This window comes from Variovorax boronicumulans (assembly GCF_019352895.1).
In the GTDB taxonomy this organism is placed as follows: domain Bacteria; phylum Pseudomonadota; class Gammaproteobacteria; order Burkholderiales; family Burkholderiaceae_C; genus Variovorax; species Variovorax boronicumulans_A.
In genome coordinates, this window is record NZ_JAAAFX010000004.1 from 1,347,964 (window position 1) to 1,364,628 (window position 16,665).

The window sequence follows — 16,665 nt, forward strand, 5'->3', positions numbered from 1 at the left end:
AACCGACCGCAGGCCGCGCTGTCGCGCACATCCAGGCCGAAGGCGCATGCCGTGTCGTGCCGCGCGCGTGCGACACGGCATGCGCCGGCCCGGGCTCAGCGCCGCAGGTTGCGCTGCTCCGTCGCGGTCAGCTGGCCCAGTTGCGCCGCCGGCAGGTCCATCTGGCCCAGCACCTCGAGCGCCTGGCCAGGGGCGCCTGCGTTGCCGCCGCGCGCGGCCGGTGCCGGCGAACGGGGTGCGCCCTCGGGCGCCTCGCTGCCGAAGCCCAGCACCCGCACCGTGAACACCGAGGGCAGCGCCTGGCGCGCCGCCGCGCGTTCGCGCTGCAGCACCTCCTGCGCCGCGGCCGTGGCCTGCGCGGTCGCGGCGCTGGCGTTGGTCAGCGCGCCGATGTTCACCGCGGCGACCACCGGGATGCCCTTGCTCTCACCCTTGACCTGGATGTTGTCGGCGTTGAGCACCTGCAACGCCGCGATGTTGAGGTTGCCCGCCACCCGCAGGCCGGCATCGCCCGCGTTCACCGTGCCCAGCGGCGCCACCAGGTCGACGTCGCCGTCGCCCACGGTGCCGATGCCGCTGCCGCTCATGTCCGACTTCTCGCGCACCGTGGTGTTGCCGTCCAGGTCGGTCAGCACCTCGGGCGCCGAGGGCACGCGCACGGTCTTCGAGCCGCGGCCCGCGTCGATGTCGCCTACGGTGGACCAGATGATCTGGTCGCTGCCCTGCTGCGTGGCCTCGGGCACGAAGGACAGGATGCGCGAGCGGTTCACCGTCACGTCGTCGTGGGCGAAGATGTCGATGTGGCCCGAGGCCAGCGTGACCAGGCCGTAGCCCTCGGGCACGGTCGCGCCCAGCGCCGCCACCTGCAGCCCGCCGCCCGGCGTCAACACATTGATGTCGCCGCCGGCCATGGTGCGCAGCATCAGCTGGTTGGCCGCCACATCGCCCTTCCAGCCGGTGCCGGGGAACAGGGTCTTGATGGCCTCGTAGCCGCGGTTGTAGCCGCCGTTGCGCGGCAGGCCGCCGGTGCCCGGCTCGTTCTGGTCGCGCCCGGCCTCGCGCAGCTCGAGCAGGTAGACCTGGCGGATGAACTGCTGCTGCGCCGACGCGGGCAGCGTGTTGAAGCGTGCCCAGGCCTCGAGCGGCGCCAGCGTCTCGCCGGTCATGTCGTGCATGTACGAGACCAGGCCGCGCCGCACCGTCTTCTGCAGGCCGCCGGGACGGGTCTCGATGCGGTCGGTCAGGTAGCTGGGCAGCAGCGTGCCGTCGGCACCGCGGGTCGTGAGGTAGGCCGGCATGGCCGCGACCTTCGCGGGGTCGAGATAGGCCGAGGCGAAGGCGCCGTAGCCGGCCGCGGCGTTCATGCCGGCCATCACCGTGATCGACGCGCCGTTGTCGGGCAGGCCGTTGACCTGCGTCAGCGGCACCGGCCGGTTGTTGCTGTCGTAGCGCCGGTTGCCCAGCGTCTGGATCTGCAGGTCGTCGGCATACACGTCGCGGCCGGCCGACAGCACGAGGGCGCCCGCGCCTTCGACCGTGATCAGGCCCGCGCCTGCGCTGGCGTTGCGCACCGAGCGCATCGAGAGGATGTCGTTGCCGGCCTCGAGCAGCGTGCTGTCCTGCGCATGGACGTTGCGCGCGATCAGCCGGATGCCGCGGATGTCGGTGCCGGCCCGGGCCCAGGTCTGCTCGCTGGCCGTCATGTCCAGGCCCAGGATCGAGCCCTTCGCCGCATAGACGCGGCTGGGCTCCCGGTCGTCGGCCAGCGGCAGCAGATCGGGGTTGCGCAGGCCCTGGTAGTAGAGCTCCTGGGTCGCGCCGGTGTAGCTCAGCCCCATGTCGTTGCGCAGCAGCGCATCCAGGTTGACCTGGTGCAGCGCGCCGTTGCCACCCAGCGGCACGAAGGCCGAGGGCATCATGGCCGGCGTGGCGCGTGCCATCACGATCTCGGTGAACGGCTGCTCGGGCGTGCCGGCGTTGGGTCCGTTACGCAGCACCACGTCCTGCTGGGCCAGCAGGCGCAGGTCGCTGCGGGCCGCGGGCATCAGGTACATCGCACCCTCGAGGGCCAGCGAGCCGTTCATCGCGGTCGCCTGCACCATGGCCGGGTAGCGGTTGGCGCCCTTGCCGGCCAGGTTGTTGTCGGGCGTGGTGTTGCTGTAGAGGTCGACGTCTCGGAAGATGTACTCGCCCTGGTTCACCAGCGTCACGTCGCCGCCCGTGGACAGCAGGCGCAGTGCGGTGCGCGCGGTGTAGCCGCTCATGTAGGCGCCGTAGTCGAGCACCAGGCCCGTGGGTCGGTAACCCTCGCCGTAGCGCACCAGCAGCGGGTCGAGCACGGTCTGCACCTTCAGGTCGCCGGCGGTGCGCAGCGTGAGCGTCGCATCGCCGAGCGCCAGCACCGGTGCCAGCGCGTAGGTGGTGGTGACGGTCGGGGCGCCGCTGTCGTGGCGGCGCACGTCCACGCTGCGCCCGGTGGCGGTTTCGCCCGCGCTGATCTCGGCCGCGCCGCGCGCCACGTAGTACTGGCCGCCGCGCAGCGCGCCGGCGGCATCCACCGTCATGGCGCCGCCGTTTCGCATCTCCATCGTCATCGGCGCGCCCACCGACAGGCCGCCGCGCACGCGCGCGGTGGTGGTGAGCGAGACGCCCAGGTCCACCACGTCGCCGCCCGCGCGGACCCGGACGTTGCCACCGCCGAACACGCCCACGCCCTGGCGGAACGCGCCGTGGTCGACCCACCAGCTCGATTGCTCGGGTGCGTGCGGGATCGGCCCGTAGACGCCGTCGATCTCGCCGAAGGTGCCGTCGTTGTACTCGCCGAAGAAGAAGCCGGGGCTGAGGTTGCCCTGGCGGTTGAGCCATTGCGTGTAGCGCTGGTCGGAGGGCGCGGCCGTGATGTTGCCCTGTGCGCCCAGGTCCAGGTTGCCGCCCGCGGTGCCGTAGCGCGCATCGGCGCGCGCGGTCGTGAAGTCGGCCCAGCGGCTCAGGTCCTTGCGGCCCGCGGTGTAGATCACCGAGTCGCGGTGCGCCAGTGTCAGGTCGCGGCCGGCGCGCACTTCGATGTCGCCGGTGCCGGTGCGGATCAGCTTGCCGGCGCCGTTGTCCGGTTCGCCGGCCGCGGCGCTGTTGGCGGTGCCGATCGTGATCGAGCCCTGGCCCGCCGCCAGGCCGGCCAGCGGCCGCAGCGCTAGCCGGTCGGCCGATGCCAGGTCGGCGCCGGCCACCAGCCGCAGGTTCCACGACGCGGCATCCTGCAGCACGCCCGTGCGGTCGGCCGCGTCGAAGCCGTCGCTCAGGTGGCCATGGAGGATCAGGTTGCCCGCGGCGCGCAGGCTCAGCGTGCCCTCGTGCGCGCCGGCGAAGTCCTGGTGCAGGTTCCAGTCGCTGCCCAGCGTGAGGTCGCCCTGGCTCTGGATCTCGATGCCGGCCATCACCTGCATGCCGCTGCCCAGCCGCGCCTGGATCGCCGCGGCGCGGGCCGCGAAGGCGTTGGCCTCGGCGACCGCCACGGCCTTGACCGCCTCGACCGTGTCGGCCGTGTAGCTGGCCGTGCCCTCGAGCACGGCCGAGCGCGCGCCGACCACCTCGACCGCGAGCTGCGTCACCGCGATGTCGTCGTTGCCGGCATTGCGCAGCGCCCGCAGGCGCAGCACGCCGCCATCGGCGCCCGCCACGTCGATGCGCCCGCCGCGCAGCGCGAGCACGCCGCCCGTGGCCTCGAGCGTGACCCGGCCGCTGCCGAGTTCGCCGGTCGCGCCGGCCAGCAGCTGCGCGCCGGACTGCATCGTCAGGCCGTCGCCGCCGACGATGCGGATCGCGCCGCCGTAGGCGCTGCGCGCGTCGATGCGGCCGGTGATGTCGACCCGGCCCTGGTCGGCCACCAGCGCGAAGTCTTCCACCGTGGTGCTGCCGTCGAGCAGCACGTCGCCCTCGCGCACGCGGAACTGCCGCGAACGGTTGAAGCCCGAATCGTTGAGGCGCTGGCTGAAGGCCGCGAAGTCGGGCAGTGCCGCGATGTCGAGCGAGAAGGCGCCGGCCTTGCCGCCGTCGGCGCCGGCCTGCGCCGCGATCTCGCCGTCCAGCCGCACGGTGCCGCCGCCCGACGCTGCCAGGCTCAGCCGGCCCGCGTTGCCGCCGTCCGGGTGCGCGGCCAGGTTCAGGCGGCTGCCGCCTTGCAGCCGGATGTCGCCGCCGATGGCGCCGATCCGGATGCTGCCCGCGTCCGCGTATTCGGCCACGTCGAAGAACTGCTTGGCGAAGCCGCCGACGTCGAGCACCGCGCCCTCGGCCACCACCACGCTGCCGCCGTTGGCCGTGATGTCGATACTGCCGCCCAGCGCCTGCGCGCGGCTCGCGACCCGCACGTTGCGCCCGGCCAGCGAGAGGCTCGCGCCCAGGCTGGCCTGGGCATCGGCCGGGGCCGTGCCCGGTTGCGCAGGCGCCAGCACCTCAAGGTCGCCCTGCGTGCTCACCGTCTGCACCGCGCCGCCGCGGCCGGTCAACAGCGGCGTGCGCAGCGTGAGCGCGTTCGCGCCGCTGTCGATGCCGCCCCGGCCCTCGCCCACGATGCGCTCGCTGCCGCCCAGCGACACCGCGGCGAAGCCCGCGAAGGTCTTCTGGCCCTGGCCCAGCACCAGCTCGCGCGCATCGATGCGCAGGCTGCCGCTGCCGCCGGCGGGCATCGGTGCCGCCGTGCCGCCGCTGTTGGCCAGCGTCACGCGGTCGCCCTGGACCGTGATGTCGCCCGCGCCCGCCGCCACGAAGGCCGCGCCGTCGAAGGTCAGCGAGGCCAGGCCCGCGGCGCCCAGGTCCAGCGAGCGGTAGAAGTCGAAGCTCGAATAGCTGCGCAGCGTGAGCCGCGTCGAATCCGACAGCTGCGCCAGCGAGCCCGCGTCCAGCACCATGCCGCCGCTGCCGCCGCCGAAGCCGATGCGCCCGGCCGCCACCGACAGGTCGGTCGCGCGGATCTGCGCCGAGCCCGCCAGCTCGGTGCTGCGCGTGGCATCGATCAGCAGCGCCGCGCCGCCGTCGATGACCGCGCCCGCGCCGATGCGCACCAGGCCGCCCTCGCCGATGTCGACGTTCTGCCGCACCACGCGCGCCGCTTCGCCGCTCGACAGGCGCAGCAGCGCACCGTGGTCGCGCGCCGGCGTGGTGAGCACGTCGTCCTTGGCATCCCTGGCGTCGATCACGCCGTCGCCGTTGTCGTCGAGCTGACCGTCGGGGTCGGTGTAGACCGCCCGCGTGTGCGGCGTGACGATCAGGTCGCCGCCGCCGGACGTGGCCCGGCCCTTGACCGCCAGCCGGCTGCCCGCGTCGACGCGCACCTGCTCGCTCGCGGCCAGGATGATCTCGGGCCCGTAGAGCGCCGAGCCCGCGTCGTTGCGCACCACGATGTCGCTGGCCGTCACGTCCAGCCGCAGGCCCAGCGCATCGCCGCTGCGCTTGCCGCCCACCAGCAGGCTGCCCGCGCCGAAGCCCGAGAGGCTGGTCGCGTCGATCACCAGGTAGCCGTCGCGCCGCAGGTCGCCCGCGTCCTGGCCGGCGCCGACGATGGCGATCTTCTGGCCCGCGATGTCGACCAGGCCGCCGCGTCCGCCCGCATCGGGCTGCGAGCGCAGCGTGCCGTCGAGCAGCAGCGCCTGCGTGGCCTCGAACAGCACCGCGCCGCCGTCGCGCGCCAGCCGCGGCGTGACCACGTTCTGGCCGGTCAGCCGGTACTGCGTGAGCTTGAAGGCCTCGGACGAGAAGAAGTCGTTGGCGAAGGCTTCGTTGTATTCGGTGTACTTGCGCACCGTGGCACCGGGCAGCACGCGCCAGCCCGAGGCCTGCTCGTCCTGCGTGCCGCCCAGGCTGTCGCCGCGGCGGCCCTGGACCACGAAGCTGCCGTCGGGCAGGCGGGCCGCGCCGGTGGCCACGCCGCGCCAGTCGCGGCCGTTGCCCTGCACCGCGAAGGCGCCGGGCAGCAGCGCATAGCGTGCCGGCAGCAGCGTGTACCAGCCGGCCGCCAGCCCCGGGCCGCCCGCGAGCCAGACGCGCGCACCCGCAGGCACGCCGCTGACCGGTGCGGCGCTGTCGTAGCCGGGAACGATGGCGTACATGCCGGGCACGTTGAGCACGTCGTGCGAGCCGCCGGGGCCGGGCACGAACTCGGCCGCATGCAGGTCGCCGCCACCCGTGATGTCCAGCACCGCGCCCTTGGCGAGGTTCACCTCGGGCGCCTTGAGCGTGATGCGCTTCTCGGGCGGCGCGGTCATCGAGCCGCCCGCGGTGGTGCCGTCGGAGGCCTTGCGCGGGTCGTGCCAGTGCTCGTTGTTGACCAGGTAGCCGTAGGGCACGTCCAGGCCCGCGCCCGACACCGAGCTCAGGCTGCCCTCGCCCAGCGTGAGCTGGCGGCCCGCGACCAGTTCGATCTGGCCGAAGGGCGCGCGCAGCACGCCGTTCTGCGTGATCACCGGCGCCTCCAGGCGCAGCGTGCCGCCGGCCGACAGCGGCGCCGAGCCGGCGTCGCCCAGGCGCTCGACCGTGATCGCATCGCCGGCCTGCACCACGCCGGTCATGCCGGTCGAGGGATAGACCTGGCCCGCGCGCAGCACCAGCGCGCCGTCGACGGCCAGGCGGATGTCGAAGCGGCTGCCGTCCTGGACCTGCGTGGGCAGCTCGCCCGCGAAGCGGATCTCGTCGCCTTCGATCACGGTGCGCGCGAAGCCGCCGATGTGCATGCCCGCGTCGCCCCCCTGCGTGTCGCGGCGGATATCGACCAGCTGGCCCGCGAGCGTGAGCTGGCCGGCGGCCTCGGCACCGGCCGCCGCGGCCGCGGCCACGCCCTCGCTCAGCGCGCCGAACACCAGGTGCGGCGCGCGCAGCCGCGAGCTCGTGCCTTCGTGGCCGACGATCGGTCCGGTGATGGCGATCGAGCGGCCCAGCGAAAGATCGACCTGGTCCAGCCGCACGTTGCCGGTCATCGCGAGGTCGGCGAAGCCGCCGCGCGCGATGCTGCCGGGCCGCACCGTCAGGGCGTAGCGCTGGCCCGGCGTGGCCAGCGCCTCGCGCAGCAGGTCGGAATAGAACAGGTTGTCGCGGAACAGGTCCAGCACTTCGGGCGTGAGGCCGAAGGCGGTGCCGTCGAGCGCCGGCGTCCGGCCCGGCTGCGCGAGCCGGTCGGACAGCACGATCTCCTGCGTGTCCTGGAGGTGCGCGAGCAGCGCGGTCGGGATGACCATCGGCCGGTCGATGTCGTAGCCCCAGCTGCGCAGGCCGGGTGCCCAGTCGTAGTCGAGGCCGCCGGTCCAGTTGCCGCAGACGCCGTCGCCCGGCAGGCCGAAGCAGTCGGGGTCGACCAGGTTCTGCGCGAGCTGTTCGAGCGGCGATCCGCGCGCCGACGTGGGCGCCGCCAGCGTGAGCTGCAGCCGGCCGCCGCGCGCACCGGGGCCGCCGGCCTCGGCCTTGAGCGTGCTCGCGATCAGGCCGGTGCCAGAGATCAGGATGCTGCCGCCGTGGCTGTCGAGCGTCTGCATCGGCGCCGCGCTGCCGCCGAAACGGTTGCCGCTGCGCACACCGTCGATGCGCCCGGTGGCGCCCGACACGTCGACCAGCGCACCCTCTTCCAGCGTCAGCAGAGAAGGGCCCTTGCCGAGGGACACCGTGCCGCCGTCCAGCACCTGGCCAACCCGCGCGCCCGTGGTGTCGGCATGCAGCAGCGGCACGCCGCGCGCCAGCAGCTGCGCACCGGTGCTCAGTGCGACCTGCCGTCCTTCGAGCTCGATGCGACCGGCCGGCGCCTCCAGCGTGCCGTGCACCGTGGTCGCGCCGGCTTCGGTCTTGAGGCGGAGCGTGCCGCCCGCATCGGAACGCACGACCGCACCGCTGCCGACCGTGATGTCACCCGTCCCACCCAGCGCCAGCTGCACCGGACGCCGCGCGAAGCGCTGCTCGGGCGCCAGCACCGCGATGGGTGTCGCCTCGGCCAGGCGCGTGCCGCTGGCCAGGTGGCGGTAGTCGAAGCCGTCCAGCGCCAGGCTGTGCGGCAGCTGCGTGACCTGCGCACCGTCGGGCACGCGGATGTCGCCCAGGCTGTTCACCGACACCACGCCGAAGCCGCGCGCGCCGTACAGGTCGCCCGGCAGCCACAGCACATCGGGCGCGGCCGCGCTGCCGCCGAGCTGCACCGACGCAGCCGTGGTCAGCGCCAGCGTGCCGGCCGAGCCCGCGGCCAGCGCGCGCAGGTCGAGCGCGCCGAGGTCGGCGCCCGCGGCCAGGCCGGTCAGGCCGACCGTCCCCGCGTTGCCCACGCGCAGTGCCGGCAGGCCCTTCTTGCCGGCGTCGACGCGACCACCGCCCGAGACGTCGATCACGGCCTGGGTGGCGATGTCGAGCTTCTCGCCATCGAGCATGACCGTGCCGCCATGGATCGCCCATTGCCGCGGCTGCACGCCGTCGAGCCAGCTGTTGATCCACTGGCCGCCGGTGTCGAGCCGGCCCTGCTCGCCGAGCCGGAGCGTGCCTTTGGCCGCCGTGATGCGGATGTCGCCACCGGCCGCGCGGACGGTGCCGTCGATCGTGACCGTGTTGGTCGAGTTCTCGAACTCGTTGACCAGCAGCGAGGCGCCCGGCGCCAGGTCCAGCACCGCGCCGGCCTGCAGCGTGAAGTCGCGCCGCAGGTGGAACTCGATGGTGCCCATGCCCGAGGCGCTGAGCTCGTCGTCGCGGATGTAGCTGAGCTTGTCCACGCGTCCCGGCAGCGGCGCGGCCACGAAGTCCTCGCCCAGCGACGACCTGGCGCCGAAGTCCGCGGCCAGCCGGTGCGGGTCGTGGCCGATCACCAGCTCGCCCAGCGACCAGGGCCGCTCCTCGACGCTGCCATTGCCGAAGGCCAGCGTGCCACCGGCCTTCTTCGCCGCCTGCTTCTGCTGCCGCTCGCCGACCACCACGTCGCCCGCGTAGCCGCCCTCGAGCACCATGCCCGAGCCCGCGAAGATCTTCACCGTGCCGGCCGCGCGGCCTTCGGTGTAGCCCGACTCGAGCATGTGGCGGCCGATGACCGGGCTCTGCCAGGCGGTGGACACGCCCCAGCGCGAATGGCTCTCCACGTACTGGCCCGCGATGCCGGTGAAGGCCATGTCGGGCATGGCCTTGTCCGCGCCGTAGACCCGGCCGTCGGCGCCGATCAGCTTGGTCGCGGTGTTGAGCCCGTCGGCATAGCGCACCGAGCCGCCCGAGACGTCGAGCAGCGAGCCCTCGCGCGAGATGAAGGCGCCGCCCGCGCGCAGCGTGATGGTGCCGGCGTCGGTCGACAGCTCGGCCAGGTCGGTCTTGCCCACGCCGACCCAGCCCGCCACGTCGGCCAGCGGCGTGCCGACCCAGGCGCCGGGGATGTAGGCGCCGGCGGCGTTCTTCACCCACTCGACGCCGGCCATCGGCCCGTCGGTGAACACGCCGTTGGCGCGCCGGTCGACGATCAGCTTCTTGCCACGCAGCCAGGCGTCGAGCTGCAGCGGCGAATCGCGCAGCTCGTTGATGCGCAGCTCGGCCTCGATGAAGTTGCGCGCCATGTCGACCCGCGCGCCCTGCACGCCCGCCACGCTGACGTAGGCGTCACGGTCCAGGTAGATCCGGCTCGCGTCGCCCAGGTGGCTGGGGCGGAAGTAGCCGAGCTGGATGTTGAGCGGATTGACCGCCGACTCGACCTTGACCGTTCCCGCGGGCGCGATCACGCCCGCCTGGGGCCGGAAGTCGATCAGCTGGCCGTAGAGGCTGATCCAGCCCGGCTGGTAGCGCGTGGCCAGCGCGGTGGTCTCGATCTCGCTGGTGTCGCCGGCGTCGAAGCCCACGCGCGTCACGCTGCCCTCGCCCAGCGTGAGCGTGCCGGCGGCCCAGTTCAGCAGCACGTCGTTGGTGTCGCTGTTCTGCCAGGCATGCGTGCCCAGGCCCCAGGCGCGCAGCAGCACCGAGCCGTTGCGGTTGTTGAGCGCGGTGGTGGCCAGGGCGACGCCGTTCTGGTGCACGTCCATGGCCTGCATCGTGATGTTGCCGCGCTCGGCCTGCACGATGCCGCTGTTGGTGACGTCGTAGCCGACGCTGCTGGCGCGCTCCGCCATCTCCTTGAGCACCACCGCCTTGAGCGCTTCGGTGAAGGCCGGGTTGTAGGGACTGGTGCCGGTGGTGAGCGCGTTGTAGAGGTGCGTCCAGGCGAAGGCCCAGCCCTGCGAGGCCGACACCGCGACGTCGAGCCCGCGCAGCGGGTCGCGGTCGGTGGCGCGCGACGCGTTGAGGTAGACGTTCTCGCCCGCCGCCAGGATCACCTGCCCGTCGGGTGCCGAGATGCGCCCGGCGTTGCTGACCTTGGGCGCGAACAGCATCACCTTGCCGCCGCTGGCCGCCTCCAGCCGCGCGCCGGCCAACACCTGCACCGCGCCCGGCGTCGCACCGGGCACGAAGCGGTCCACGCCGCCCAGCTTGTCGGGCGCGCCGTTCCGGCCGGGCTCGAAGCCCAGGTTGATGTCGGGGCGCACGGCCGTGAAGTCGCCGAACTGCGGAATGCCGAAGGCGTCGCCCTGCCCCTCGTAGGCATCGGGGAAGGACTGCTGGTTGTTGATGCCCAGCTTGAACTGCTTGTCCGACAGCGACAGGCTCGAGGCCACCAGCGAGCGCGTGTTCACCTGGCTGCTGCCATGGAACACGATGCCGTTGCGGTTGACCAGATAGACCGAACCCTCGGCCTGGATCTGGCCCGCGATCTGGCTCGGCTTGCCGCCCGGGTCGTTGATGCGGTTGAGCGCGATCCAGCTGTTCGTGCCGTCCTTGGCGTTGCGGCCCTTGGACTGGTCGAACTTCACCGTGGTGTTCCGGCCCACGTTGAAGCTCTCCCAGTTGAGGATCGCCTTCTCGTCGGTCTGCTCGATGCCCACCACCGTGCGACCGTCCGCGACGCTCTGCACCGGCGCCTTGGCGTTGAGCCAGCCGGCCGTGAGGCTGTTCGTGTCGACCTTCAGGCCGCCGTCGACCAGGCCATCGGGCACCGTGCCCGTTCCGTTCAACGCCGCCAGCCGCGCCGCTTCCTGGGCCGCCTGCTGGGCCGCGATGCCGCGTGCGGCGAGGTTGAGGTTGTCGAGCGAGCGCTGCATCTGCGCGTTGTCGCGCTGCTGCGTGGGGTTCGTGAGGCTCGACACCGGCTGGCCGTTGGGCAGCCGGCCGGTGGCCTGCGCCGTGCCCTGGATCACGTTCTTCTGCGCCATCCAGGCCGCGCCCAGCGCACGCTGCGCATGCGCGCTGCCCACCATGCCGCCGGCGGCCAGTGCCAGCATCAGGGCCTGCACCAGCGGTGTGGGGCGCAAGGCGCTGCGCGCCTGGGAATGTGACGACGTGGCGGCCCCGGTCGGGTGGTGAATGCGCGTATCCATGGTGATGCCCTCGATCCTTCTTCTGTGAACCCGGTGCGCCGCGACGAAATGGCGGCACTCAGGGACTAGACCGGCGGGCCTGCCCGGATCGGCAAGCTTTTCTTTTGAAGATTTCGTGACAGCGCGGCGGCGCCGGCCGTCAACTCAACAACACCAGCCCGCCCGGCAACGAGCGCACGCCCAGACCCAACGAATGCTGGATCTGCGCGATGGCGCGGTCGAGCGCGGCGATCTGGAAGCGACCCGTCACCTGCCTGCCGGCCAGCTGCCGGTCGAGCAGCACCACCTGGCCCGCGCGGTAGCGGTTGATCTCGGCCACCACCTCGCCCAGCGGCGTGTCGACGAAGCGCAGGTAGCCCTCGCGCCAGGCCGAGAGCCGCGACAGCGCGCCGGCATCGACCGCGCGTGCGGGGCCCAGCACGCGCGCGTCGTAGACCAGCTGCTGGCCGTCCGCGAGCATGCGCACACCGGCCGCATGCGCGACCTCGACGCGGCCGGCCAGGCAGCTCACGCAGATGCCCTCGGGCCCGCGGCGCAGCGCGAAGCGTGCATCCGCGGCGCTCACCCGGCCCGGGCCGGCCTCGACCGTGATGCGGCTGCCCGGCCCCTGCAGGTCGACCGCGGCCTCGCCCGCGATCAGCGCGATGCCATCGGGGCGCAGCGCGATGCTGGTGCGGGTGTTGAGCTCCACGCGCACGCCCTCGCCCAGCGCCACGCTGCGGCGCTCGCCGATGCCGGTGCGGTGGTCGGCCTGCAGTTCGCCGATCGACGGCCAGAGCCCCAGCGGCGGGTGCACGATGGCCGCGGCCGCCGCCGCGGTGGCGAAGCCCAGGCCGCCGCCGATGAACCAGCGGCGCGACGGCGAGCGCACGGCCGCGCGCTGCGGCGCGCGCGCGGCCGACAGCGCACCGGCCGCGCCCAGCAGCGCCCAGCCGCGCCGCGCCTCGCTCAGCGCGGCCTGGTGCGCGGGGTCGGCGCGGCACCAACGGCGCAGCGCCTCGCCATCGGCCGGCGTCATCTCGCCGGCCGCGATGCGGTCTATCCACGCGCGGGCCCGGCGCGCGGTGGCGTCGCGCGGTGGCGTGGGGGGAAAGGAGTGAGACAGGGTCATGGTCGGAAGGCCGTCCTCACAAGACGGTTGGCGGGCACCGGATCGGCAAACAACAACTCAGACGTCCTTGTTCGGCCGGCGGGCCATGCAGTACTCGTGGGCGCGCTTGAGCTCGAGCCCGATCAGCCGCGCCGACACGCCGAAGCGCGCCGCCGCGGCCTGGTTCGAGAGCTCGTCCACGCGCACCGCGAGGAAGATCGCGCGGCGCCGCGGCGGCATGCTGTCGATCACGCGCGACAGCGCCTCGATCTCGTCGCGCGCGGCCGCGAGTTCGGCCGGGCCGGGCGCGGGGTCGACGATCTCGTCCATCAGCGCATCGATCTCGTCGGCGCCCATGTAGCGCTTGTCGCGCTCCATGCGGTCGAGCGCCACGTTGGTCGCCATGCGCATCAGGTAGGCGGCCGGGTTGGCGATCGGGCCCAGCGCCTCCTTGCGCTCGTCGAGCCGCACCCAGGTGTCGTGCAGCGCATCGCTGGCCAGGTCGACCGAGCCCAGGCGGAAGCTCAGGCGGCGCTTGAGCTCGTCGTAGCGCTGGGTCAACAGCTCGCGCAGGGCGGACAGGCTCGCTTGGCTCATGGAACGGGCTCAGGGTTGCGCGCAGACCGGCGGCGCGTCCGCGGGCTGTGCGCGCAGCAGCACGACAAAGGGCTGGCGCGGGTCGGCAGGCGCCTGCGCCAGCTCGGCCCGCGCGACGGCCGCGACGATGGCCGCATCGCGCCGCGCATCGCCGGTGGTGTCGAGCAGCCGCGCCTGCGCCACGCGCCCGGTGCCGTCGATGCGCACGCGCAGCGCGAGCCGGTAGCGGCCCAGCGCCAAGTCGTCGCGCGCGCACAGCGCCTGCAGCAGCGCGGCCTGCACGCGCGCGTTGTCCGAGGCCGCGCGGCCCGCGTTCGCCTTGGTCGCCGGGGACGCGGGTGGAGCGGCTTGCGCGGCCGGCATCAGCACGAAGGCATCGGGCGCCACCGCGCGCGCCTGCAGGCCGCTGCCTTCGAGCAACCGGTGCAGCGCCTCGGCCGGCGCGAGGCGGCCGCGCAGCGCAGTACTGCGCCGGCCCTCGACCAGCGCCGAGGCGAAGAAGACCGAGAGGTGGGTGAGCGCGTCGTAGCGTGCGAGCGCTTCGGCCAGCGGCAGCGCGGGCAGATCGAAGGCGGCCTCGGCCACCGGCTCGCCGGCCGTGGCCGCGCCGGCTGGCGGCGCGCCCGCGCCCAGGACCGCCATGCAGCCCGCCAGCAACCAGTTGCGGGCGCACAGCGCCATGCTTGCCATCGGGAGTCGCGCGTCCTGTCGTCCATGCCGATCGATGAATCGCACCGACGCAGAATCGCCCGGCACGCGTGCGCCGCGGATCGTAGGCAGGCGGCATGACCTTTCGGTGACAACGCGGCGGCCGACCGCCTCTCGGCACCGCCGCCTCAGCACTTGGCTTGACCCGCGCGCGCGCAGATCGGCACGAAGAGCCGGGTCGCGCCGCGCTGCACCAGCAGGGCCGCGGCGCCGTCCGCCAGCTCGAGTTCGTTGGCCAGCGTCTCGGCGCTGTCGATGGGCTGGCCGTTGAAGGCCAGGATCAGGTCGCCGGCCTGCACGCCGGCGCGCGAGGCGGCCGCGTTCACGCGCTGCACCAGCAGCCCGCCCTCGACGCGCAGCAACTGCTGCTCGTGTGGCGCCAGCGGCCGCACCGCGAAGCCCAGGCGGGCCGGGGCCGAGGGTGCCGAGGACGCAGCCGGCGCGGCCCGGGGCGCGTCGTAGCCCTCGACCTGCACCTCGATCACGCGCTCGGCACGCTCGCGCCAGACCACCAGCCGCAGCGTGCGGCCGGGCGGCTGTTCGGCGATCAGGCCCAGCGCATCGGCGGCCTGCACCACCTCGCGGCCCTGCACCTGGCGGATCACGTCGCCGGGCCGCAGCCCGCCGCGCTCGGCCGCGCCGCGCGGCGCCACGTCGTTGACCAGCGCACCGGCCGGCCGCGGCAGGCCGAAGGTGTCGGCCAGTGCCTGCCCGACCTCCTGCACCGACACGCCGATGCGCCCGCGCGTGACGCGGCCGGTGGCCAGCAGCTGGTCCTTGATGCGCATCGCGGTGTCGATCGGGATCGCGAAGGACAGGCCCTGGTAGCCGCCGCTGCGGCTGTAGATGCGCGAGTTGATGCCGATCACCTCGCCCTGCAGGTTGAACAGCGGGCCGCCCGAGTTGCCGGGGTTGATCGGCACGTCGGTCTGCAGGAACTGCATCGCGTCGGCGCCGGGCAGCAGCCGGCCCTTGGCGCTCACGATGCCCGCGGTGACCGAGTTGCCGAAGCCGTAGGGCGAGCCGATCGCGACCACGCCGTCGCCGGGCTCGGCGCGCGCCGGGTCGCCGATGCGCACCGTGGGCAGGCCCTGGGCCTCGATGCGCAGCAGCGCGATGTCGGAGGCCGCGTCGAGCCCCACCACCTGCGCCTTGAACTCGCGCCGGTCGGGCAGGGTCACGCGGATCTGCGTGCCGCGCGCGACCACGTGGGCGTTGGTGAGGATCAGCCCGTCGGCCTCGAGGATGAAGCCGGTGCCGAAGCTGCGCGTGTCGGCCGCGGGCTCTGCACCCTGCAACCCGCGGTCGCTGTAGCGCCGCGGCGGCGTGGCGTCGCGCTCGACGCCGATATGCACCACGGCCGGCCCCTGGGCCTTGACCAGCGCCGACAGGCCCGCGACCGGCCAGGGCGCGGCGGCCGGCGCGAGCGTGCACGCGACGCCCAGGCACGCCGCGACCAGCCCCCGGCGCCACCCTTGCATGCGCGCGGCCATGGCGCTCAGGTGGCGGCCGTGAAGCTCAGCGTGAGCTGCAGCACCATGGGCTGGCGCATGTCGCGCGGCGGCGGCTCGCTCAGCGGCTGCGCGGTGAGCAGCGCACGCAGGTCGGCGTCGGCCTGCGCGTCGCCCAGCGAGTCGAAGGCCACGCGCTCGACCCGGCCGTCGGCCGCGACCCAGACCCGCACCACCAGCGGCGGCGGTGGCGGCGCGCCTTCGCGCAGCAGCCGCGCCTGCATCCAGGCATGCAGCCGCTGGACGACGGCGTCGGCCGGATCGCTGAGCGTGGACTGCAGCTGGTTGCCGGCCAGGTTGGCGTAGCTGATCCAGTGCTGCGGCACGGGCGTCTGGGCCCGCACCGGCGCGCCCGTGGCGGCCAGGCCGAGGCCGACCAGCCCGCAGGCGCGCAGCAGGCGGCCCCAGCCGCGGCGCAGGGTCGAGAAAGAGGAGGTAGAGGCGGAGGAAGAGGTCATGGGGCAGTCGTGGAATCGATCGGTCGGGGTCCGCCGCACAGCACGCCGACGGAGAGCGTCGATGCACGTGCGGCCGGCGATTGGTAGGCGCTCAGCTGCGCGCTGGTGCTCTGCGAGAAGGCGATGCCGTGCGCCGCCAGGAAGGGCTTGATGGCCGCCGCCGACACCGCACGCACCTGCGTGGCGCCGGTGAGCGGCGCGGTCGAGGAGGTGCGGCTCAGCACCTGGCCCGACGCATGCGGTGCCGCGGCCACGCGCTCGACCACCACGCCCAGCAGCAGGCCGTCGGCGCCCAGCACCGCCGTGCCGCTGGCGCCGGGCCGCGCGCCCGACAGCAGCTGCAGGCCCTCGGCGCCGGGCACGGTCATCGCGTTGCTGCGCAGCAGCGCGCGGTCGGGCAGCCGCTGCAGCGTCTCGTAGGCTTCGGCGAACACGCCGATGCTGGTCGCGGGCAGCGCATCGGCCTGCGCCAGCGTGGCGCTCAGGTAGGGCTTGAGCGTGCTCTGCAGCACGGCCAGGTCGAGCCCGGCATCGAGCGCGCGCACGCGGGCCTCGGCCACCTGCGCGCCCTTCATCACGAACAGCGACTTGCAGTTGGCCACCGCATGCGCGGCCGTGAGCACCTCGCCCTCTTCGTTGAGGAACACGCCGCTGGCATTGGCCTCGGGCGCGGCCGCCCCGACCGCCGCGGGCATGGCGCAGGCGAGCAGCACCCCTGCCGCCCAGAGGCTGGCGCGCGGCATGGCGCGCGTGGATCGCGGCAGGAAGGAAGGCATGGTGGCGGTCGGTCGTCGGGTGGGTGGGGCGCGCACCGCCTCCTGGCGATGCGCGGCCCTGATCCAAGACGGAACAGCGCGCGCGCCACTGTCGTTTGTCACAAAAACTTCATGAAGAAAGAA

At 73.8% G+C, this 16,665-nt stretch carries 7 protein-coding genes; all 7 read right to left on the minus strand.

The window, feature by feature from the left end; genetic code table 11:
- Window positions 1-95: 95 nt before the first annotated feature.
- Window positions 96-11,402: a filamentous haemagglutinin family protein gene (locus K0H49_RS07810; protein WP_219210902.1), complete on the minus strand. Its 11,307-nt coding sequence runs from the start codon at window positions 11,400-11,402 to the stop codon at window positions 96-98.
- A 139-nt stretch (window positions 11,403-11,541) separates the two neighbouring features.
- Window positions 11,542-12,513, minus strand: a complete 972-nt coding sequence (locus K0H49_RS07815; RefSeq protein ID WP_219210904.1) for a FecR family protein — start codon at window positions 12,511-12,513, stop codon at window positions 11,542-11,544.
- A 57-nt stretch (window positions 12,514-12,570) separates the two neighbouring features.
- Window positions 12,571-13,089, minus strand: coding sequence for an RNA polymerase sigma factor (locus K0H49_RS07820; RefSeq protein ID WP_219210906.1), 519 nt, complete (start codon window positions 13,087-13,089; stop codon window positions 12,571-12,573).
- 9 nt (window positions 13,090-13,098) lie between these two features.
- Window positions 13,099-13,770 carry an STN domain-containing protein gene (locus K0H49_RS07825; RefSeq protein WP_219210908.1) on the minus strand — a complete coding sequence of 224 codons (672 nt, stop codon included), beginning with the start codon at window positions 13,768-13,770 and terminating at the stop codon, window positions 13,099-13,101.
- A gap of 155 nt (window positions 13,771-13,925) precedes the next feature.
- Window positions 13,926-15,290 (minus strand): trypsin-like peptidase domain-containing protein, encoded by a 1,365-nt coding sequence (locus K0H49_RS07830; protein WP_219210910.1) that lies wholly within the window; start codon window positions 15,288-15,290, stop codon window positions 13,926-13,928.
- Between the two features lie 5 nt (window positions 15,291-15,295).
- Window positions 15,296-15,766 carry a TonB C-terminal domain-containing protein gene (locus K0H49_RS07835; RefSeq protein WP_257624622.1) on the minus strand — a complete coding sequence of 157 codons (471 nt, stop codon included), beginning with the start codon at window positions 15,764-15,766 and terminating at the stop codon, window positions 15,296-15,298.
- Window positions 15,763-16,542 carry a S1 family peptidase gene (locus K0H49_RS07840; RefSeq protein ID WP_219210912.1) on the minus strand — a complete coding sequence of 260 codons (780 nt, stop codon included), beginning with the start codon at window positions 16,540-16,542 and terminating at the stop codon, window positions 15,763-15,765. The genes K0H49_RS07835 and K0H49_RS07840 overlap by 4 nt, the downstream gene beginning before the upstream one ends.
- Window positions 16,543-16,665: the final 123 nt, after the last annotated feature.